The sequence below is a fragment of the Dactylosporangium sp. NPDC051541 genome, assembly GCF_044454505.1.
Taxonomy (GTDB): Bacteria; Actinomycetota; Actinomycetes; order Mycobacteriales; family Micromonosporaceae; genus Dactylosporangium.
Genome location: NZ_JBITDU010000001.1, coordinates 669,775 through 687,152 on the forward strand (window position 1 = coordinate 669,775; position 17,378 = coordinate 687,152).

At 69.4% G+C, this 17,378-nt stretch carries 18 protein-coding genes and 1 tRNA gene; 16 read left to right on the plus strand and 3 right to left on the minus strand.

The window, feature by feature from the left end; all coding sequences use genetic code 11:
* Positions 1-66 precede the first annotated feature (66 nt).
* Positions 67-249, plus strand: coding sequence for a hypothetical protein (locus ACIA8L_RS03140; protein ID WP_395899838.1), 183 nt, complete (start codon positions 67-69; stop codon positions 247-249).
* 245 nt (positions 250-494) lie between these two features.
* Here the strand turns inward: ACIA8L_RS03140 and ACIA8L_RS03145 are convergent, their stop codons facing one another.
* On the minus strand, positions 495-878 hold the full coding sequence (locus tag ACIA8L_RS03145) for an FmdB family zinc ribbon protein (protein WP_395899840.1): 384 nt from the start codon (positions 876-878) through the stop codon (positions 495-497).
* Between the two features lie 3 nt (positions 879-881).
* A complete protein-coding gene (locus ACIA8L_RS03150; RefSeq protein ID WP_395899842.1) occupies positions 882-1,517 on the minus strand; it encodes a 5-formyltetrahydrofolate cyclo-ligase in 636 nt (211 codons plus the stop codon).
* Positions 1,518-1,591: 74 nt separating this feature from the next.
* On the opposite strand from ACIA8L_RS03150, the gene ACIA8L_RS03155 reads away from it, so the two are divergent.
* From ACIA8L_RS03155 to ACIA8L_RS03180, 6 genes are all read left to right on the plus strand, one after another.
* On the plus strand, positions 1,592-3,694 hold the full coding sequence (locus tag ACIA8L_RS03155) for a diguanylate cyclase (protein ID WP_395899843.1): 2,103 nt from the start codon (positions 1,592-1,594) through the stop codon (positions 3,692-3,694).
* Between the two features lie 9 nt (positions 3,695-3,703).
* Entirely contained in the window at positions 3,704-4,636 is a 933-nt protein-coding gene (locus ACIA8L_RS03160) for a UTP--glucose-1-phosphate uridylyltransferase (protein ID WP_395899845.1), read from the plus strand.
* Positions 4,633-5,919, plus strand: coding sequence for a gephyrin-like molybdotransferase Glp (glp, locus tag ACIA8L_RS03165; protein WP_395899847.1), 1,287 nt, complete (start codon positions 4,633-4,635; stop codon positions 5,917-5,919). The genes ACIA8L_RS03160 and glp overlap by 4 nt, the downstream gene beginning before the upstream one ends.
* A gap of 64 nt (positions 5,920-5,983) precedes the next feature.
* On the plus strand, positions 5,984-6,598 hold the full coding sequence (locus ACIA8L_RS03170; protein WP_395899850.1) for a GNAT family N-acetyltransferase: 615 nt from the start codon (positions 5,984-5,986) through the stop codon (positions 6,596-6,598).
* Between the two features lie 345 nt (positions 6,599-6,943).
* Complete coding sequence (locus ACIA8L_RS03175; protein WP_395899852.1) at positions 6,944-7,651, plus strand: hypothetical protein; 708 nt, start codon at positions 6,944-6,946, stop codon at positions 7,649-7,651.
* A gap of 65 nt (positions 7,652-7,716) precedes the next feature.
* Positions 7,717-7,793: transfer RNA gene (locus tag ACIA8L_RS03180), tRNA-Ala, on the plus strand.
* Between the two features lie 487 nt (positions 7,794-8,280).
* On the opposite strand, the gene ACIA8L_RS03185 is transcribed toward ACIA8L_RS03180, so the two are convergent.
* The gene (locus ACIA8L_RS03185; protein ID WP_395899853.1) at positions 8,281-8,766 is read right to left on the minus strand and encodes a hypothetical protein; all 486 of its coding nucleotides are present in this window, start codon (positions 8,764-8,766) and stop codon (positions 8,281-8,283) included.
* A gap of 695 nt (positions 8,767-9,461) precedes the next feature.
* On the opposite strand from ACIA8L_RS03185, the gene ACIA8L_RS03190 reads away from it, so the two are divergent.
* The 9 genes from ACIA8L_RS03190 (at position 9,462) to ACIA8L_RS03230 (ending at position 17,349) form a co-directional block, all read left to right on the plus strand.
* Positions 9,462-9,779 (plus strand): hypothetical protein, encoded by a 318-nt coding sequence (locus tag ACIA8L_RS03190; protein WP_395899855.1) that lies wholly within the window; start codon positions 9,462-9,464, stop codon positions 9,777-9,779.
* Between the two features lie 241 nt (positions 9,780-10,020).
* Entirely contained in the window at positions 10,021-10,599 is a 579-nt protein-coding gene (locus ACIA8L_RS03195) for a hypothetical protein (protein WP_395899857.1), read from the plus strand.
* A gap of 220 nt (positions 10,600-10,819) precedes the next feature.
* Entirely contained in the window at positions 10,820-11,683 is an 864-nt protein-coding gene (locus ACIA8L_RS03200; protein ID WP_395899859.1) for a peptidoglycan-binding protein, read from the plus strand.
* Entirely contained in the window at positions 11,674-12,270 is a 597-nt protein-coding gene (locus tag ACIA8L_RS03205) for an ATP-binding cassette domain-containing protein (protein WP_395899861.1), read from the plus strand. Before ACIA8L_RS03200 ends, ACIA8L_RS03205 begins: the two co-directional genes overlap by 10 nt.
* 98 nt (positions 12,271-12,368) lie before the next feature.
* Positions 12,369-13,343 carry a hypothetical protein gene (locus tag ACIA8L_RS03210; RefSeq protein WP_395899863.1) on the plus strand — a complete coding sequence of 325 codons (975 nt, stop codon included), beginning with the start codon at positions 12,369-12,371 and terminating at the stop codon, positions 13,341-13,343.
* Between the two features lie 629 nt (positions 13,344-13,972).
* Positions 13,973-15,022, plus strand: a complete 1,050-nt coding sequence (locus tag ACIA8L_RS03215) for an aminotransferase class I/II-fold pyridoxal phosphate-dependent enzyme (RefSeq protein WP_395899864.1) — start codon at positions 13,973-13,975, stop codon at positions 15,020-15,022.
* 17 nt (positions 15,023-15,039) lie between these two features.
* Positions 15,040-16,113 carry a sensor histidine kinase gene (locus tag ACIA8L_RS03220; RefSeq protein WP_395901705.1) on the plus strand — a complete coding sequence of 358 codons (1,074 nt, stop codon included), beginning with the start codon at positions 15,040-15,042 and terminating at the stop codon, positions 16,111-16,113.
* Entirely contained in the window at positions 16,110-16,763 is a 654-nt protein-coding gene (locus ACIA8L_RS03225) for a response regulator (protein WP_395899866.1), read from the plus strand. The genes ACIA8L_RS03220 and ACIA8L_RS03225 overlap by 4 nt, the downstream gene beginning before the upstream one ends.
* 91 nt (positions 16,764-16,854) lie before the next feature.
* On the plus strand, positions 16,855-17,349 hold the full coding sequence (locus ACIA8L_RS03230; protein WP_395899868.1) for a DUF2269 family protein: 495 nt from the start codon (positions 16,855-16,857) through the stop codon (positions 17,347-17,349).
* Positions 17,350-17,378: the final 29 nt, after the last annotated feature.

The following is a 17,378-nucleotide window of genomic DNA, read 5'->3' on the forward strand; positions in this document are numbered from 1 at the left end:
CGTTGCGAAGGCGACTGTCGTCATTCGGCCACTTTCCGGCAAACTCGCGGGAGTAGTCTCGCAGCCGTGGCAGGTACCAGCGGGTGGGCGCCCACCGATGACCAGCGCGAAGTGAGCTTCGAAGACTTCGCCGACGAGCTCGTCGTCCTTCCGGACACCACGACTGACGACACGGACGCGGGCTGGGGTGAGCGCGCGTCGAGCAACGACGACCGCCTCCTCGCCGACCGCCCGCCGCACTGGGACTGAAGCCGAGGCCAACAAAGCGCGAAAAGCACAAGCGCGAAAAGCACAAGCGAAAGCGGCAGAGGATTCCGGAGCCGCTTCGCTCCCGCCCCGGTCCGGGGGCTCCGCCCCCCGGGCCCCCGGCGCCGCCGTCCCCTGCGGCCGGCGAGTCGACTGCGGCCGCCTCGGCGTCACCCGCCCGCGCACCAACCGTGCGCAGCACCGCGCGGGGCCGGTGCGATCGGCGGCCAGGTCGTTGCAGCTGCGGACTACTTGCTCGTCGAGCCGCTGCCGCCGCTGGACGAGGAAGACGAGCCGCCGGACGAGGACGAGGACGACGAGGTGCTCGCGGCCGGCTTCGACTCGGTCTTGGTGGAGGTCGAACTCGACGAGCCGCCCTCACTCTTCGTCGACGACGAGGTCGCGGACGACTCGGACTTCGACTCGGTCTTGGACGACGAGCCGGACTTGCCGTTGGAGCGCGAGTCGGTGCGATAGAAGCCCGAGCCCTTGAACACCACGCCCACCGCCGAGAACTGCTTGCGCAGCCGGCCCTGGCACTGCGGGCACTCGGTCAGCGGGTCGTCGCTGAACGACTGCACAGCCTCGAGCTGGTGGCCGCACACCGTGCAGGCGTACTGGTAGGTAGGCACCGCTCAGCCTCCATCATTGGCACTCTGATACTTCGAGTGCCAATGATGCGGTATTGGACACCCCTTCGTCCAATGGACGTGCGCGTTGTCATAGCCCGGTAACGCGCCGCAGACGCGCTGGTCGTGCGGCTCGGCGGGCAGCTGGGGAAGGATCTCCCCCGGGTAGAGCAGCACGATCGCCGGCGCCCGCCCGGCCGCGTAGACCCGTGGGAGGACCCGATCGTAGGAGCCGCCGCCCTGCCCGAGCCGGGTGCCGTCCGCGGCGACCGCGAGGCCCGGCAGCAGTACCAGATCGGCCTCCGCCACCGCGTCGACGCCCAGCCTGGGCCCGGCCGGCTCTTGTAACCCGAACCGGCCGGATCCGAAATGTCCGTCATGGGCGGCCCAGTCGAGATCGTTGTCGTCCAGCAATACGGGCAGCAGGAGCCGCTCGGCCGCCGTGGCCAGGGCCGGCACGAGATCCGCCCCGCCCGGCTCCAGCGCCAGCGGCACGTAGGCGGCCACGGTCCGGGCGCCGGCACGCAGTACCAAATCCGCCGCCGCCGAAGCCAGAGATCGATCGGCGTTCGCCCGAATGGGCGCGGGCAGCCCGCGGCGGACGGACCGGATGTGCGCCCGGAGCTCGGATTTGGGAGACACACTGGGTAGTACCACTCGATTCCTCCTGATCTGTGTCAGCATCCCATCAACGCGATGGAGGGTGGAGACCGAACGTGACGCTGCGAGCGCGGCTCACCGCCGCCTTCCTCGCGGTCGTCCTCGGCCCGGTACTGCTCGGCGCCGTGTTCGTCGGTATCGCCGTCGCCACCGTCAGTGACCAGCGGGCCGCCGAGCGCCTCAACGCCGGCCGCGACAACCTCGGGGCCGCCCTCGCCGTCACCTGCCAGCGCCTGCGCCTGGCCGCCGAGACCGCCGCGCTGCTCGGGGAGCGCCCGGAGGCGGCACAGACCGCCGTCGGCCGCGGCCTGGCCCGGGCCGTCGAAGTACTCCGCACCGACGGCAGTGTCCAGGCCTCCGCCGGTGACGCGCCGGCCCGCCCGTGGGCCGACTGCGGCGCGCCGACCAGCTCCGCCTATGCCGCGATCTCCGCCTCCGTCGACGTCCTCGACCCCACCGGCCGGCGCATCGGGCGGGCCTACGCCGTCGAACCCGTCGACTCCACCCTGCTCGGCTGGCTCGGCTCGGCCAGCGGCGTCCGGGTCACCTCCCTGGCCACCGGCCCGCAGCCGACCGCCGAGGACCGGGCCATCGCCGACCTGGCGCACGGGCTCGACCCGGACGCGACCGGGACGACCGACGGCGGCCGGCTGGTGCGCCGGATCAACCCGCAGGCCGGGCAGCCGCTCACCCTGGCCGTCAGCGTGCCCGCCCCGGACGTGCAGGGCCTCTACGCGGTACTGGTGGCCGTCGTCGTGTGCGCCGGGCTGGTCGCGATCAGCGTCGCCTGGTGGCTGGCCCGGTCCACGACGCAGCCGCTCACCGAGCTCGCCCAGGCCGTCGAGCGGGTCGCGGACGGCGACCTCGGGGCCCGGGTCCCGGTGCGCAGCCAGGACGAGGTCGGCCGGCTGGGCCTGACCTTCAACCGGATGACGCGGGAGATGCAGGGGTACGTCCAGGCCCTCACCGCCAGCCGCGACCAGCTCCGCGGCCAGCTCGGCGTGCTCGGCGACACCCTGGCCGGCACCCACGACCTCGACCGCATCCTCGAGGTGATCCTGCAGACCGCGACCGCCGCGACCGGGGCCCAGGCCGGGGTCGTGCTCATGGCCGACCAGGCCGGAGCCGAGCTGCGCGGCCAGGTCGCCGAGGGGCTGGCCGGCATCGACGTGGGCGACCTGCGGCTGCCGATGGGGGAGGGGCTGCTCGGCACCGTCGCCGCGTCCGGCGAGCCGATGCGCGGGCGGGTCGACCGGGACGGGCCCATGCTCACGGCGAACGAGCCGCGGTGTGTCACCTATGTCGCGGTACCCATCGCCGCCCCCGCCGCCGGCCCCACCACCGGCCTCGAGCCCAGCACCGAGCCGCTCACACGGTTCGACCCGGCCTCGCCGGCGAGCCCGCCCGCGGCCCGCGGGGTGCTGGCCCTCTACGACCGGCACGGGTTCGACGAGTTCGACGACGCCGACCTGGTGACCTTGCGCACGTTCGCCGGGCAGGCGGCGGTGGCCGTCGACAACGTGCGAGTACACGAAGAGGCCCAGCGGTTGTCCCTGACGGACCCCCTGACCGGCCTGTCGAACTATCGCTACCTGCGCGAATCGCTGCGCCGGGAGGTCGAGCGGGCCAGCCGGTTCGGCCGCGACCTGGCCGTGCTCGCCCTCGACCTGGACCACTTCAAGGAGGTCAACGACGGCTACGGCCACGCGGCCGGTGACGCCGTGCTGGCCGAGTTCGCCCGCCGGCTGCGGGCCGAGATCCGCGAGGTCGACTTCGCCTTCCGCCAGGGCGGCGAGGAGTTCGTGGTGCTGCTGCCGGAGACCGACGCGACCGGCGCCGCCACCCTGGCCGAGCGGCTCGGGGTGGCCGTGCGGCGGGCCCCGGTGCTCGTCGTGTCGGCCGGCGGCAGCCCGGCCCCGCGCCGCGTCCCGGTGACCGTATCGATCGGCATCGCGGTCTTTCCGCACCACGGCGCGACCGGGGCGGCGGTGCTGGAGGCCGCCGACGACGCCCTCTACGCGGCCAAGGCCGCCGGCCGCGACACGTATCGGCTGGCCGAGCCCGGTTCGCCGGCGGCGGGCACCCCGAAGGCGAGCGCCGAGGTGACGCCCGGCGCGCCAAAGGCGGCGCAACCACCGCGACAGAGCCGCGGCGGCTAGCCTGCTTACATGCCTGACACGACTCCTCACCAGTCCGCGACGCGCCAGCGGGCTGTCAAAGCCGTGATCCCGGCGGCGGGCCTGGCCACCCGCTTCCTCCCCGCGACCAAAGCCGTCCCCAAGGAGCTGCTGCCGGTGGTCGACCGGCCCGTCCTGCAGTACATCGTCGAGGAGGCTGCGGCGGCCGGGATCCGGGACATCCTTTTGGTCACCGGGCGCGGCAAGACCTCGATGGTTGACCACTTCGACCGCCGCCCGGACCTGGAGGCCCGCCTCACGGAGAAGGGTGACACCAAGCGCCTGGAGGCCATCAAGCGCCCCGCCGAACTCGCTGAGATCTACACCTGCCGCCAGGCCGAACCCCTCGGGCTGGGCCACGCGGTGTCCTACGGCGAGTCCCACGTCGGGCCGGAGCCCTTCGCGGTGCTGCTCGGCGACGAGTTCTGCGACGAGACCGAGCCGCTCCTGCCGGCCATGCTCGACCTGCAGGCCCAAACCGGCGGCATCGTGCTCGCGTTCATCGAGGTCGACCCCGAGGAGACCAACCGCTACGGCATCGCCGCCGTCGAGGAATCCGACCTCGAGGTCGACGCCGGCCGGACGGTGAAGGTCACCGCGCTGGTCGAGAAGCCCAAGCCCGAGGACGCGCCGAGCAACCTGGCCATCGTCGGCCGCTACGTGCTGCCGGCCGAGATCTTCGACGCGATCCGCCGCATCGGCCCCGGGGCCGGCGGTGAGATCCAGCTCACCGACGCCATGGCGCTGCTGCTGGCGGAGGGGACCCCGGTGCACGGGATCGTCTACCGGGGCACCCGGTACGACACCGGCATGCCACTGGGATACCTGCAGACGGTCGTCCAGCTCGCGGTGAAGCGCGACGACCTCGGACCGGCGTTCAGCCAGTGGCTGACCCAATTCGTGGAGAAGGATCTGCGCGGGTGACAGCGGTTCCAGCGACGGGCTCCCACCACGACGCGGCGCGTGACGCCGGCGTCGGGTCGAACGCGCGCGTCCCCCTCGCCGACTATCTGGCCGGCGTGCTCCGTGGGCTGCGCCCGTTGCCCCCGCTGGACCTGGAGATCACCTCCGCGCACGGCAACGTGCTGGCCGAGGACGTGGTCGGGCCGGGCCCGGTGCCCGCGTTCGACCACGCCGCCATCGACGGCTACGCCGCGCGCTACGACGACATCAGCGACGCCCAGCCGGGCCGCCCGGTCCGGCTGAGCGTCGTCGGTGACCTGGTCGCCTCCAGCTGGCGCCCGGTCCGCCTCACCCCCGGCACCTGCTTCTCCGTCGCCGCCGGCGCCCTCATGCCGGTCTCCGCCGACGTCGTCGTCCCGCCCGGGATGACCGACCAGGGGATGGCCGCGGTCGAGGTGTACCACCCGACGAAGCGCGGCCACGGGGTCCGCCGGGCCGGCGACGAGCTGCCGGCCGGGGCGATCCTGGCCCGGGCCGGCGCCTACGTGACCCCGCCGCTGGTCTCGGTCCTGGCCGCGAGCGGCATCGGCCACGTCGTGGTCCGCCCCAGCCCGCGGGTGGTCGTCATCGCCACCGGCGACGAGCTCGTCGACGTCGGCCGGGCCAGCCAGCCGGGCCAGGTCGTCGACGCCAACTCGCACGCCCTCACCGCGGCCGCGGCCGAGGCCGGCGCGCACGCCTACCGGGTCGGCATCTGCGACGACGACCCCGAGGGCCTGCGCGGCCTCCTCGACGACCAGATGCTGCGGGCCGACCTGATCATCACCACCGGCGGGACCGGCACCGGCCCCGGTGACATGGTCCGGCGGATCCTGTCCCGCACCGTCGTGTTCTCCGACCTGTCCGTGTATCCGTGCAGCTCGCTGGGGTACGGCACGGTCGGCGGCCAGAACGGCGTGCCGATCGTCTGCCTCCCCGGCGACCCCGGCGCGGCCCTGATCGGCTTCGAGGTGCTCGCCCGCCCCGTCATCCAGCTGCTGGCCGGGGCCGACCCCGTCTTCCGCCCGAGCGTGCGGGCCCACCTGCTGGAAACCGTCAACTCGCCCTCCGGGATGCGGGAGTTCCGCCCGGCGTACATCACCGAGCGCCGCGGCGGCGGATACACTGTCGCTCCGCTCGCCGGTGGCCCGTACACCCTCTCCGGCCTGGCCGACGCCAACGGCCTGATGGTGCTGGGGGAGAAGGTGATCAGCGCGGCCGCCGGCTCCACCGTGGACGTCATACTTCTGGATCGGCGACGATGAGCTTCTTTGGATCGGCGACGACGAGGTCCTTTGGATCGGCGACGATGATCTCTTTGGGTCGGCGATGAGTCAGCCTGGATGGCCTGTGGTCCTGCAGGACGGGCCCGTCACCCTGCGCCCGTATCGCCGCTCCGACGCGCGCCCCTGGTCGGAGGTCCGCCGGGCCAACGAGCAGTGGCTGGGCAAGTGGGAGCCGACGCCGTACGGCACCTGGCACGACCTGAACTCCACGGCCGCCTTCCGGGCCGTCCACGCCGACCTGCGCCGGGCCGCCCGCCACGGCTCCGCCATGCCGTTCGCGGTCTGCTACGAGGACCGGCTCGTGGGCCAGCTCACGCTCGGCAACATCGTGCGCCGCGCGTTCTGCTCCGGCTACGCCGGCTACTGGGTCGACTCCCGCTACGCCGGCAAGGGCATCACCCCCACCGCCCTGGCCCTCGCCGTCGACCACGCGTTCACCGCCGGGGGCCTGCACCGCATCGAGGTCAACATCCGCCCCGACAACGCCCCGAGCCGCCGGGTCGTGGAGAAGCTGGGCTTCCGCCAGGAGGCCTACCACCACCGCTACCTGCACATCGACGGCGACTGGCGCGACCACCTGGGCTACGCGATGACCACCGAGGACCTCGCCGCCGAGGGCGGCCTGCTGGCCCGCTGGCACAAGTCGCTGGTCGCCTAGCGCGACCGATAACCGGCAGAGATCACCTTCGACGACGCCGGCCCGGCTCCGGCGTCCCGGCCCGCCGCGGCGCTGTGGCCAGGCGATGCGAGCCCGGGCAGTGCGAGCTCGGGCGGAGCGCCTCTTGCCGGTGGCTCTCCGGCTCTTTGGGGCGTTCGTCCCGGTTCCTAGGCTTTTCGGCCATGCCCGTTTTGCACCTTTGGGCGTTTCCTCCTGCGTGTTGCCGTGGTACCGCGCTCGGCGCGTCGTATGGTCATGATTCGGAGTTACCGCGTTGTAACTTCCACAGACTTGGATGACTTCCGCGCCTGGGGGGAACCGGCGCGGAAGGTTGAATTAGGAGGCTTGAGGGTGCCGACCTCGGTGCTCCTCGCCGTCCTCGCCGCTGCGGGGCTACTCGCCCTGGCGCCCGCGTTGGTGCGCCGATACGACGCGACCGAGCGGCTGGTGGCGGAGCGGGCGTTGTCGACCGCGCGGGTGCTGTCCCGCGCCGATCGACGCCGCCGCACCGTGCCTGGCCGCCGCCCGGTCAACCCACCCCGCCTCCTCGTCCAGCGGGTCTCCTCCGCCTCCGGCCCCCTGCCACCCCCGCGCCGCACCCTGACCCCCGTCCCACCCGCGGCCACCGCCGCCGCCCAGCGCGCCGCCGCCGCCCGCCGTCGAGCCCACCGGGCCCCCCGCGCCATGTACCGCCGCCGCCGGGTCCTGCTGGCTCTGGTCCTGCTCAACCTGGTCGAGGTCTGCGGCATCACCCTGGTCAGCCCCGGCTTCTGGGTCAGCTTCGCCGTCACCGGCGTCCTGCTCGTCTACTACTTGGCCCACCTGCGCACCCGGGCCCTGCGCGACCGCCGCCGCCGCCGCGAGGAAGCCCGCTACGCGGCCTGGATCGCCCGCCGCCAGGCCCAGGTCCGCCGCGAACAACTCCGCCGAGCCGCCGCCCGCCGCGAAGCCGTAGCCCGCCAACTGGCCGACCGCGACCGAGCCCGCCGCGAAACCGCCCGCCTGAACGCCCTCCGCGGCCGCCCGTACGACACGCGCGCCTCCGGACAGTGAACCCATTCGCGGAGGCCTCAAGGCCTCTGTTAGTCTTAGCGCCGGTCCGCTTCACCAGGGACCAAGGGGTTGTGGCGCAGTCTGGTAGCGCACCTCGTTCGCATCGAGGGGGTCAGGGGTTCGAGTCCCCTCAACTCCACCAGTGGCGCCCCCTGCTCAGCGCGGGGGCGCTTCGCATTTGCGGCTCCGTTGATTTTCGCGCAGGCTTCGCCTGCTCCCTATTGGGGGAGCTTCGCTCCACCCACGCCCCCGCCCACCCGCGCGGCGTGCTCGAGGTGGTTCACGCGCTCGATCGCCAGGCTCACGAGCTCAGGCGACTCGTGTCCGCGGAAAGCGCGGACCGGGTCGCTCGTCATATGTGCTCCGGGGGCCGAGCCCCCGGACACCCCACGGTGCGATGGTTGCTCGCCGTCCCTATCCGCGCTGGCCAGCTCACCGACTCTTCCGATCACATCGGTGGCAGGGTTGGCACGTAGTCAGCGACGCTCCGTGATGGTGGAGTGGATCTCGGCGACCATCGTCGCTCCGCTCAGACCGGGCCGTACGAGCGATGGCGAGGATCGGAGCTATCCAGGATCACCAGAAGTGCGCCAGAACCCAGGACCCTGCGAACACGACGTAGTGAACCGTCACGTCCCCAACGTCGGACAATATTGGTGTGCAGCGGTGACGACCCTGTGCAGTTCGGCATCCAAGGCGGCGTCCTCGGCCGGGGTCAGGTAAACCTCTTCTGCCACGGCGATGTAGTCCGAAAGTGCCGCCTTGAACTGCGAGTCGGTGGCCTTCGCAAGCTCAGCGCGCGCCGCCCGTGACAGGCGCTTGATGATTTCCTCCACCTTCGCCCTCAGCTCCGGGATTTTGGCTCGGTCGTTCGCGACCGTAGCGGTGACGTACTGACCGTAGGCGCTGACGAGCGGCACCTTCTCAGCGTCGTAGACCCCGATGATCGCTCTGCACACCATCTCGGTGCTGGTGGTCCCGCTGACTACCGGACCGGGCGCGGTGGAGCTACGGGTCGCCCGCACAGCGGCGCTGGGTGCTGCGCCCGGTGGGATGTTCCCGGAGCTCTCGGTGCATCCCGTGACCAGACCCACAGCAACGACGATCGCCGTCATTGCAAGTGCCCGTCGCAATCGTGCTCCTCGTTCCGTCGATAAGGCTTGCCGAGCTTAGTACGCACCACGTGCCGCTGAAACATGGTGGGCGCATGGCCTTAATGCCAGCGCGGCCTAGGAACGTTTCGAGGCCACCAAGGGTGGTGTCAGCAGGATCGCCGTACTCCGTGCGACCTGCCGATGGCTGTGACGGTGTTCGTCGGTACGCCCGTTACAGAGGCAGAGCTATCGAGGGCTCTCAGACGCGGCCTCGCCAAGTAACCGCCGATGGCCAAATCTGCTGACCCGATCCGGGGTCCGCAATGCGGCGTCACGACCTGTCAGTGCATGATCAGCCCAAGGTGGTCAAGATCAGCGGAAACGACGAGCGCGGAGCGGTCTCTCCGCCATCGCATCTCACGCTCTGACTTCAACCTATGATCGCCTTGCCGACGCGCCAACGCCGTTCCGACAGGGGAAGCGATTGCTCAACCGACGTTGCATAGATACTTAGAAATACTCTCTGAACTACTCGCAGCTATCGAGTCATCACTCTGTGTTTGCGATCTTATGTATATGAATACTCCTTCGCATTCTCGAACCTGGACATGCTTTCCGGATTTAGCAAAGCTGTGTCCCGGCCGGCCTGTCAGTAAGCCAAACGCTTGCGGTTCGAGCAACGACGAGGAGCGTGGCAGACGAGCATGAAAAAAGTAATGTCGAGGATCCTGACGGTTGGAATGATCAGCGGCGGTCTGGTGGCTATCACCGGCACGGCTGCGTTCGCGGCATGCGCGTACACCCAGGCCGCATCGTCCAACATCACGGATGCATTCACGGGCGGCACGTGGGGCAACTGTAACCAGGTCCAGGCCCGAATCGACCGTTACTACGGGGGCTCCGTGCATTCCATCTACGGCGCCTACTCGAACAGTCACTCGTCGGCGAGTGACTCCAACGGGACGAACAGCGGCAACTACACGCGTGCGCAGGAATACAACGGCGGCCCGTGGGGTGGCTGGCAGCGGATCTAAATAGTTGTGCAAGGGTGGCGTGCCCCTACTTACCTGGGCACGCCACCGCTTGAGTGCCCCACCTACCATTACTTTGAAAGCCGTCGCCAATGGTGTGGCGCGCAGTCGGTGGCGGGTCGGCACTGATCGGCGGCGATCGTAGGGTATCGTCGCCGTACCCGCACGCAACGTACATCCAGACGAGGTGACAGTGGCAGGGTTCGCACCAGCTCGAACATCGCCGTCGCGGGCCACTGGACGGTTGATCCAGCAGCGCCCTTCCCCGCTGAACTGGCTGTCAGCTGCTGGTTTGGTGTTGGGAATCGTCGGTGTTCTCGCACTAACCGCATGCTCGTCGACTCCCGAGGCGACAGGTCCGTACGCACCTGAACTGATGCAGGCGCGTGATGCGGCAAGCTCTGACTTCGAGCGGCAGGTGTTCAAGGACTTGGATATCAGCCGAGCTGAGTACGAAGAGGCCGTGATGCGCTTCGTGGACTGCGTAAAGGGAAAAGGCGTCTCTATTTCCGCCGTACCAACTGACGGTTTCTATCAATACGATGTCATCAATAACCCGGCCGTAGATCAGGATGCGATCCAGGAGTCGTGCGCAAAGGGAACAAAAAGTTTAATTGAGCCCATCTTCGTTGATCGGTTAAGAAATCCGAACAAAGAAGACGAGAATGGACTCTTCGCGAAATGTCTCATCCGAAACGGCGTAGCGCCAGCCGATTATAACGCCGAGCAGGCGCGCAAGGATCGGGTTAACGGTTTCAAGGGTGCCCCATATGACAGCACCGACCCCCGTGTGGCGCACTGTAATGCCAACCCAAACACCTAGCAACGGGAAGGCGGCTCACGCGTCCGCCCGGCGTAAGCTGATACCCGCTGCGGGCGCATTCACGAACACAGTCGTAATCCTTGTAATGATCGCGTGTGGTGGGCTTGGTGCTAGTACGGGCATTTTGATCGGACCAGGCGCGCGCCCCGCCGATCTTCGGCCTCCGGCTGCATTGACTGCAGTACCGGTGGCCCGTCAGCAATTCGACGACCCACGACCTGTGGACCTCGATCTCGTCCTCGAACCTAAGCGGCAGATCATCGCGCAGACGAGCGGCACAGTGACCAATCTGCAGTGCCGGGATGGTGGCGACCTTGTCTCCGGCAGTTTCCCGGTGAGTGTCGACAACCGAAGCCTTCTCCTGCTCGCAACGCAGGTACCCCTCTGGCGTGATCTGACGTCTGGGATTGAGGGTCCCGACGTCTCGGCGCTGCAACGCGAATTAGGCCGCCTTGGGCTGACTGTGCGAGCAACGGGTCGTTACGATGCGCCAACTCAGCGTGCCGTTGCTGCCCTGTACAAACGGGCACAGCAGCGACCTCCCAGCGGCGCGCTCACCCGTTCGGCCCTGCTGTGGATACCGGCACCGTCAGTTCGCATTTCATCATGCGACGTTCAACTGAACGGTCGACTGGCCGACGGATCGCCGATCATGACGTTGGTCCAGCAGGTCACCTCTGCGCATATCAAGGCAATGCCCTCCAATCTGCTGCCCGGCTCCCGGCAGGTGAGCATCGATGACCTTACGGTGCCAATCGGCCCAGACGGCCGGATCGCCAACCCATCCGATCTTGGTCGATTGGCTGCTCGGGCGCCCGCCGCCGGCATCGGTGAGGCAACTGCGCTGCAGCCCCTGCACGGCACATTCGTGTTATCCGAGCCTATTGCCGTTGTCGGCGTGCCACCGACGGCCATCTTCGGGCTTAAAGGCACGTCGGGCTGCGTCTCGACAGCTGATGGCGCCGTGGTGCGGGTCAGTATCGTCTCCTCCATGTTGGGACGCGCGCTCGTCACATGGTCGGCGGAAGTCGCCCCGGGCACGAAGGTTCTCATCGCGCCACCGGAGCAAACGACGTGCGAGTAACGGCCGACAGAATTGGACACGCATTTCCCGGGCAGCCGCAACTGTTCAGGGACATCAGCTTTGTTCTCGAGCCGGGGATGTACGCTCTTTGCGGACCTTCGGGATCCGGAAAAAGCACCCTACTGGGCATCCTGGCGGGCTGGATCGAACCGAAAGTTGGCACCATCCGTCCCGACGGGATAACCCGAATGCAGTGGGTGTTTCAAAACCCCCACGGCGTCGCTCGTCGTACCGCCATAGATCACGTCGTCCTGCCCTACCTCGCCGATGATATCGAGCGCCCTGCGGCCGAAGCGCAAGCATATACATTGCTGGAGCGGTTTCAGCTCGAAGAATCGGCGCATAAACTTTTCAGGGACCTGTCGGGAGGTGAGGCCCAGCGTCTGATGCTCGCGCGAGCCGTGGCGGCGCAGCCTGATCTACTGCTCGTTGACGAGCCGACCGCACAACTGGATCCTCAAAGCGCCGGCAGCGTCGTCGGAGTTCTCGACACGCTCGCCACCGGCGGCGCAGTAGTCGTCATCGCCACACATGACGAGCGCGTTAGCGCTGTCTGTTCTCGGAAACTCCAACTTGGACAGCCTTGAAATCGAAAGCAATCCTATCCGAGGCGTTTCGGAACGTTCACTCGGGAACGAGTCGAACGGCTGCGCTCGCGCTCCTGCTCACGGTTATGGCCTGCACCTTGGCGGTAACGGACGGCCTTACCATCAAGAGGATTATCGACGACGGTAACGATTTCCGCTTGCATGGAGCCGCAACCTACATAATCACAACCGAACGAGGCGTGGACGGGACGTCATGCGAACAACTGCAGAACATCGACGGAGTGCGCAGCGCCGGCGCCGTTCGTATCGCTTCACCTACACCCACCCTGGTGGCACTCCCGGCTGGAACTTTGCCGCTGCACGAAGCGACTCGCGGCTTTCTTCCGTTGCTCGGCGTTGAGGCCCGAGTCGCTCAGCAAGCTTCGTATCTGATTTCCCGGCAGGCAGCGGATCAACTAAGTGCGGAATCCGGCTCTGATCTCACCACCTCGCACGGCACCGCGCATATTGACGCCATCTATGAGTATGCGGACGACGGCCGGAATTCCTCACTTCTTTACGCGGCGGTTGGAATCGTGCCGACGGAAGGTCGTTTCGACGAGTGCTGGATCCAAGCCTGGCCTCTGACGGACGCGGTGCCAACGCTGTTACGAACGACGCTGTCGGCATCCGTTCGGCCCGATGCCAAGGTGCGGATCAGCCAGCTAAATCCGCGATTCGGCGAACACTATGACGGTCTCAGCCTGTATGAAAACCGGTTGACCAGATATGCGCCGCCGGCGGGTATGGCGATCGGCTTCTGTATCGGTGCAATATCCGTTCGACTGCGTCGGCTCGAATTCGCTGCGGCACTGCAGGTCGGCGTCTCTCGCGTTGCGCTGACCGTGCAGATCGTGCTCGAGACACTGGCAAGTGCCGCTATTACGACGGCGCTGTGCAGCCCCGTCCTCGCGGCTGTCGCGCACGCTGCCGGCCGCGCAAACGAGGTCGGAATATTTGCTACAGAGATGGAGGCAGTCCTCGCCTCGTCGATCGGATGCCTGATCGGGTCGGTCGCCAGCACAATTGCTGTACGCAAACGGCACCTTTTCAACTATTTCAAGGCCAGATGAGCGGACCGCACGGTGGCGGATCATCCACGGAACCGGATGAGACACGCCGCTCGCCTCGTGCTCCTGCTCTCGAACGCGCCCCGCTGGGCCGCCCCGACGGCCATACCTCGATCACGACCGCCTCCGGCGACGCCTTGGACTGGTCCGCCGCACCCTGAGCTGGCACCGTGGAGCCTCACTGTCAATCGGCCGCCGTCAGCGCCGTCTCCAGCGCTCGCAGGACGTCCTTGCGTCTGGCCTGGGCGGTTTGCTCGAAGTAGCGAGGCAGCGCACGGCGGTACTCCTTCGCGATCGTGTCCGCGGAACGCGCGGACCGGGTCGCTTGTCATATCTGCTTCGGGGGCCGAGCCTCCGGACACCCCACGGTGCGGTGGTTGCTCGCCGTCCCCACCATGTGCCGCTCGACTTTGGATGGACCCATTCGGTTCTCGCTGCGGCCGACGTGCGGGATGCGGCGGCGGTGGGATCGGAATCGAGGGCTTCGTCGATACGATCGGTGTATGGGCGGGGAGGCGGGAGAGGTGTCGCGGGGTGGGTCGGGGTTTTGGCGGAGCGGGGTTGTGCAGATCGCTGAGCCGGCTGGACTGATTGATCTCGGGGCTGGGCATGTCGACCCTGGGCTGCTGCCGGTGGAGTTGCTCGCGGGGGCCTATCGAGCGGCGTTCGCGGAGTATGGGGCGGCGGGGGTGACGTATGGGCATGATCCGGGGCCGGAGACGTTGCGGGGGCGGATCGCTGAGCTGTGTGAGGGTGGGCGGGTCGGGGTTGAGCACGTAGCGGTCACGGCTGGGACTTCGTCCGGGTTGGCCCTGTTGGCTCGGTATGCGGCCGCGCCCGGGGATGTCGTGTTCGCGGAGGCGGCCAGTTACGACTTCGCGTTGCAGTTGTTTCGCGAGCATGGGCTGCGGGTCTGCCAGGTCGGCGGGGACTCCGGCGGGATTGATCCGGCGCGGTTGGCTGATGCGGTTCGGGGAGAGCGGGCGGCTGGGCGGCGGGGGCGGCTGCTGTATCTCATCCCTACGTTTCAGAATCCCACGGGGACGGTGCTCCCGGTTCGGCGGCGGCGGGAGCTGCTGGACGTGGCTCGGGATCATGAGTTGCTGGTCGTCGAGGACGATCCCTATGCGTTACTCGCTCTGGATGGTGAGCCTCCGCCGCCCGGGCTCGGTGACCTCGGTGGATACGACGGGGTGGTCCGGCTCGGGTCGTTCTCCAAGATCCTGGCGCCGGGGCTGCGGCTGGGGTGGTTGTGCGGCTCGCCGGAGTATGTGGCTCGGCTGACCTCCACGGCTGTCTTCGTCAGTGGGGGGTGCCTGAATCACTTGGCCGCCGTTGCTGTGGAGCGGCTGCTGGAGGCGGGGCGGCTGGCAGTACACCTGCGAGGTTTGCGGGCTGGTCTTCGGCGGCGGCGGGATCTGCTGGCCGGTGCGGTGGGGGAGTTGCTGGACGTCGCGGTGCCGGACGGCGGGTTTTTCATGTGGGGCCGGGTCGGGTCGGCGGAGCTTGCCGAGGAACTGTTGGCGCGGGCTCAGGCGGTTGGGGTTTCGCTGGCGGCCGGGGCTCGGTTCGGGGACCCGGCGGGCCTGCGGTTCAGCTTCAGTTTTCAGAGCCCGGAGCGGATCGTCGAAGCCGGCGAGCGGCTGGCCGACGCCTGGGGGCCGCTCATCGGCCCGCGGTGACCTACAGTGTGCGCGTGATGCCGGGCCGGGTCCGGGAAGGGCTGCTGGTCGGCCTGCTCGCGGTGGTGGTGGTCGGGGGCACGGTCGCGGCGGTGCGGCGGCAGGTGCCGCCCCGGCATGCGCTCGACGTGACGGCCTGGCTGCTGGTCGCGGGCGCGGTGGGCATCGTGCCGCTCCGGCGGCGGTGGCCGGTCCCGGCGCTGGTCGGCGGGGCCGCGATCGTGGCACTTTATCTGGGCCGGGGCTACCCCTATGGGCCGATCGTCCTCGTCGTGTGCCTGCTCGCCTACTCGCTGGCCTCGCGCGCGTCGGGCCGGCGGACGGTAGCGGGGGTCGTCGGCGCGGCGCTGCTGCTGGTGCCGGCCCAGCTGGGGGCGGTCGACGCCGGCGAGGTACTGCTGTTTCTGGGCGTGGCGCTGGCCTGGCTGGGGGTACCGGTCTGGCTGGCGGCCACGGTTCGGCTGTATCGCGCCCACCGCGTCGACGCCGCCGCACGGGCCCTGGCCGACGAGCGGCTGCGGCTGAGCCGGGACGTGCACGACGTCGTGGCGCACAGCCTGTCGGTGATCAGCCTGCAGTCCGCGGCGGCGCTGCGGGTCTGGGAGCAGAGCCCGGCGGACGCCCACGCGGCTGTGCGATCCATCCGGGCGGCCAGCGTCGAAGCGCTCCGGGACCTGCGCCAGACGCTCGGCGAGCTGCGGGGGGAGGCGTCGGCGCGGGGGATCGCGGACGTCGGGGACCTGGTCGCGCGGCTCGACGGGGACGCGCTGCGGGTCTCGCTCCGCGTGACGGGGGAGCCGCGAGCCCTGCCGGCGGCCGCCGACGCCTGCGCGTATCGGCTGGTGCAGGAGGCGCTGACCAACGTCGTGCGGCACGCGGCGGCCGGGGCGGCCGCGGTGACGGTCGCGTATGAGGCGGCCGGGGTTCGTCTCGCGATCGAGGACGACGGGGCCGGCGCGGGCGGGGAGGCGGGGCGGGGGCTGCTCGGCATGCGGGAGCGGGTCGCGGCGTTGGGCGGGACCGTCTCGGCCGCGCCCCGGGACGGCGGCGGGTTCGCGGTGCGGGCCTGGATTCCGGTGGTGGGCGCGTGATCCGGGTGGCGCTCGCCGACGACCAGCCCCTGGCCCGGGCCGGGCTGCGGGTGATGCTGTCGGCCGAGGCGGACATCGAAGTCGTGGCCGAGGCGGCCGGCGGGGTGGAGGCGGTCGACGTCGCCCGGCGATACCGGCCGGACGTCATGATCATGGATGTGCGGATGCCGGGGGTCGACGGGATCGAGGCGACCCGGCGGATCGCCGGGGCCGTCAGCGGGGTGCGGGTGCTGGTGCTCACGACGTTCGACGTGGACGAGTACGTCTTCGGGGCGCTGCGGGCCGGGGCCAGCGGGTTCCTGCTCAAGGACGCCGAGCCCGAGGCGATCGCCGCCGCGGTGCGGGTCGTGGCCCGGGGAGACGCGCTGCTCGACGCGGCCGCCACGCGCAAGGTCGTGGCCGCGTTCGTGCGGCGGCCTCCGGGGCGGTCGGCGGAGGCCGAGCGGGCGCTCGCGCGGCTCACCGAGCGGGAGGTCGAAGTGGTGCGGCTGGTCGCGCTCGGGCTGACCAACGACGAGATCGGGGCGCGGCTGGGGATCAGCGCGGCGACCGCGCGCACGCACGTGAGCCGCAGCATCGTGAAGGTCGGGGCGCGGGACCGGGTGCAGCTGGTGGTGTTCGCCTACCGGTGGGGGCTGGTCGAACCCTGAGCGTCATGTACGCGGATCTGCGTACATCACCGGCGGCACAGCCGCGTCCGGGCCGACGAAACGGGCCGCGCCCGCGCCTAGCGTTGGCGGCATGACCGGACGACGAACCCGCAAAACGCTGCTGACGCTGCACGTCTGCGCATCCGTCGGCTGGCTCGGCGGCGCGCTGACGGTGATCGTCCTGGGGATCTTCGCGACCCGGGACGCCGACCCGGCCGTGCGGCACGGCGTGTTCGTGGCCCTGCACACCGCCGACCGGTTCGTGATGATCCCGATAGCGCTGCTCGCCGCGGTCACCGGCGTCGTCTCCGCGCTGGCCTCGCCGTGGGGGCTGGCGCGATACCGGTGGGTGGTCGCGAAGCAGGTGCTCACCGTGGGCGCGATGGTCTTCGGCGCGCTCTACGTATCCCAGCAGATCAAGGCCGCCCTGGTCGCCCCGGCGGCCGAGCTGGACGCGCTGCGGGTCCGGGCCACGATCGGCTCCGGTTGCATGCTCGCGGTGCTGGTCGTCGCGACCGCGCTGTCCACGTTCAAGCCCTGGGGGCGCACATCGCGCTTGCGTCGAGACCGTCCTGACTGTGTATAGTGTCTATGTACAGTCGGAACGGATGGTGG

Excerpts from the sequence above, each read along its gene's own strand:
- ACIA8L_RS03230 (WP_395899868.1), top strand. The coding sequence starts at position 16,855 with ATGACCGGACGACGAACCCGCAAAACGCTGCTGACGCTGCACGTCTGC.
- ACIA8L_RS03190 (WP_395899855.1), top strand. The coding sequence starts at position 9,462 with ATGTCGAGGATCCTGACGGTTGGAATGATCAGCGGCGGTCTGGTGGCT.
- ACIA8L_RS03185 (WP_395899853.1), bottom strand. The coding sequence starts at position 8,766 with ATGACGGCGATCGTCGTTGCTGTGGGTCTGGTCACGGGATGCACCGAG.
- ACIA8L_RS03170 (WP_395899850.1), top strand. The coding sequence starts at position 5,984 with ATGAGTCAGCCTGGATGGCCTGTGGTCCTGCAGGACGGGCCCGTCACC.
- ACIA8L_RS03160 (WP_395899845.1), top strand. The coding sequence starts at position 3,704 with ATGCCTGACACGACTCCTCACCAGTCCGCGACGCGCCAGCGGGCTGTC.
- ACIA8L_RS03220 (WP_395901705.1), top strand. The coding sequence starts at position 15,040 with ATGCCGGGCCGGGTCCGGGAAGGGCTGCTGGTCGGCCTGCTCGCGGTG.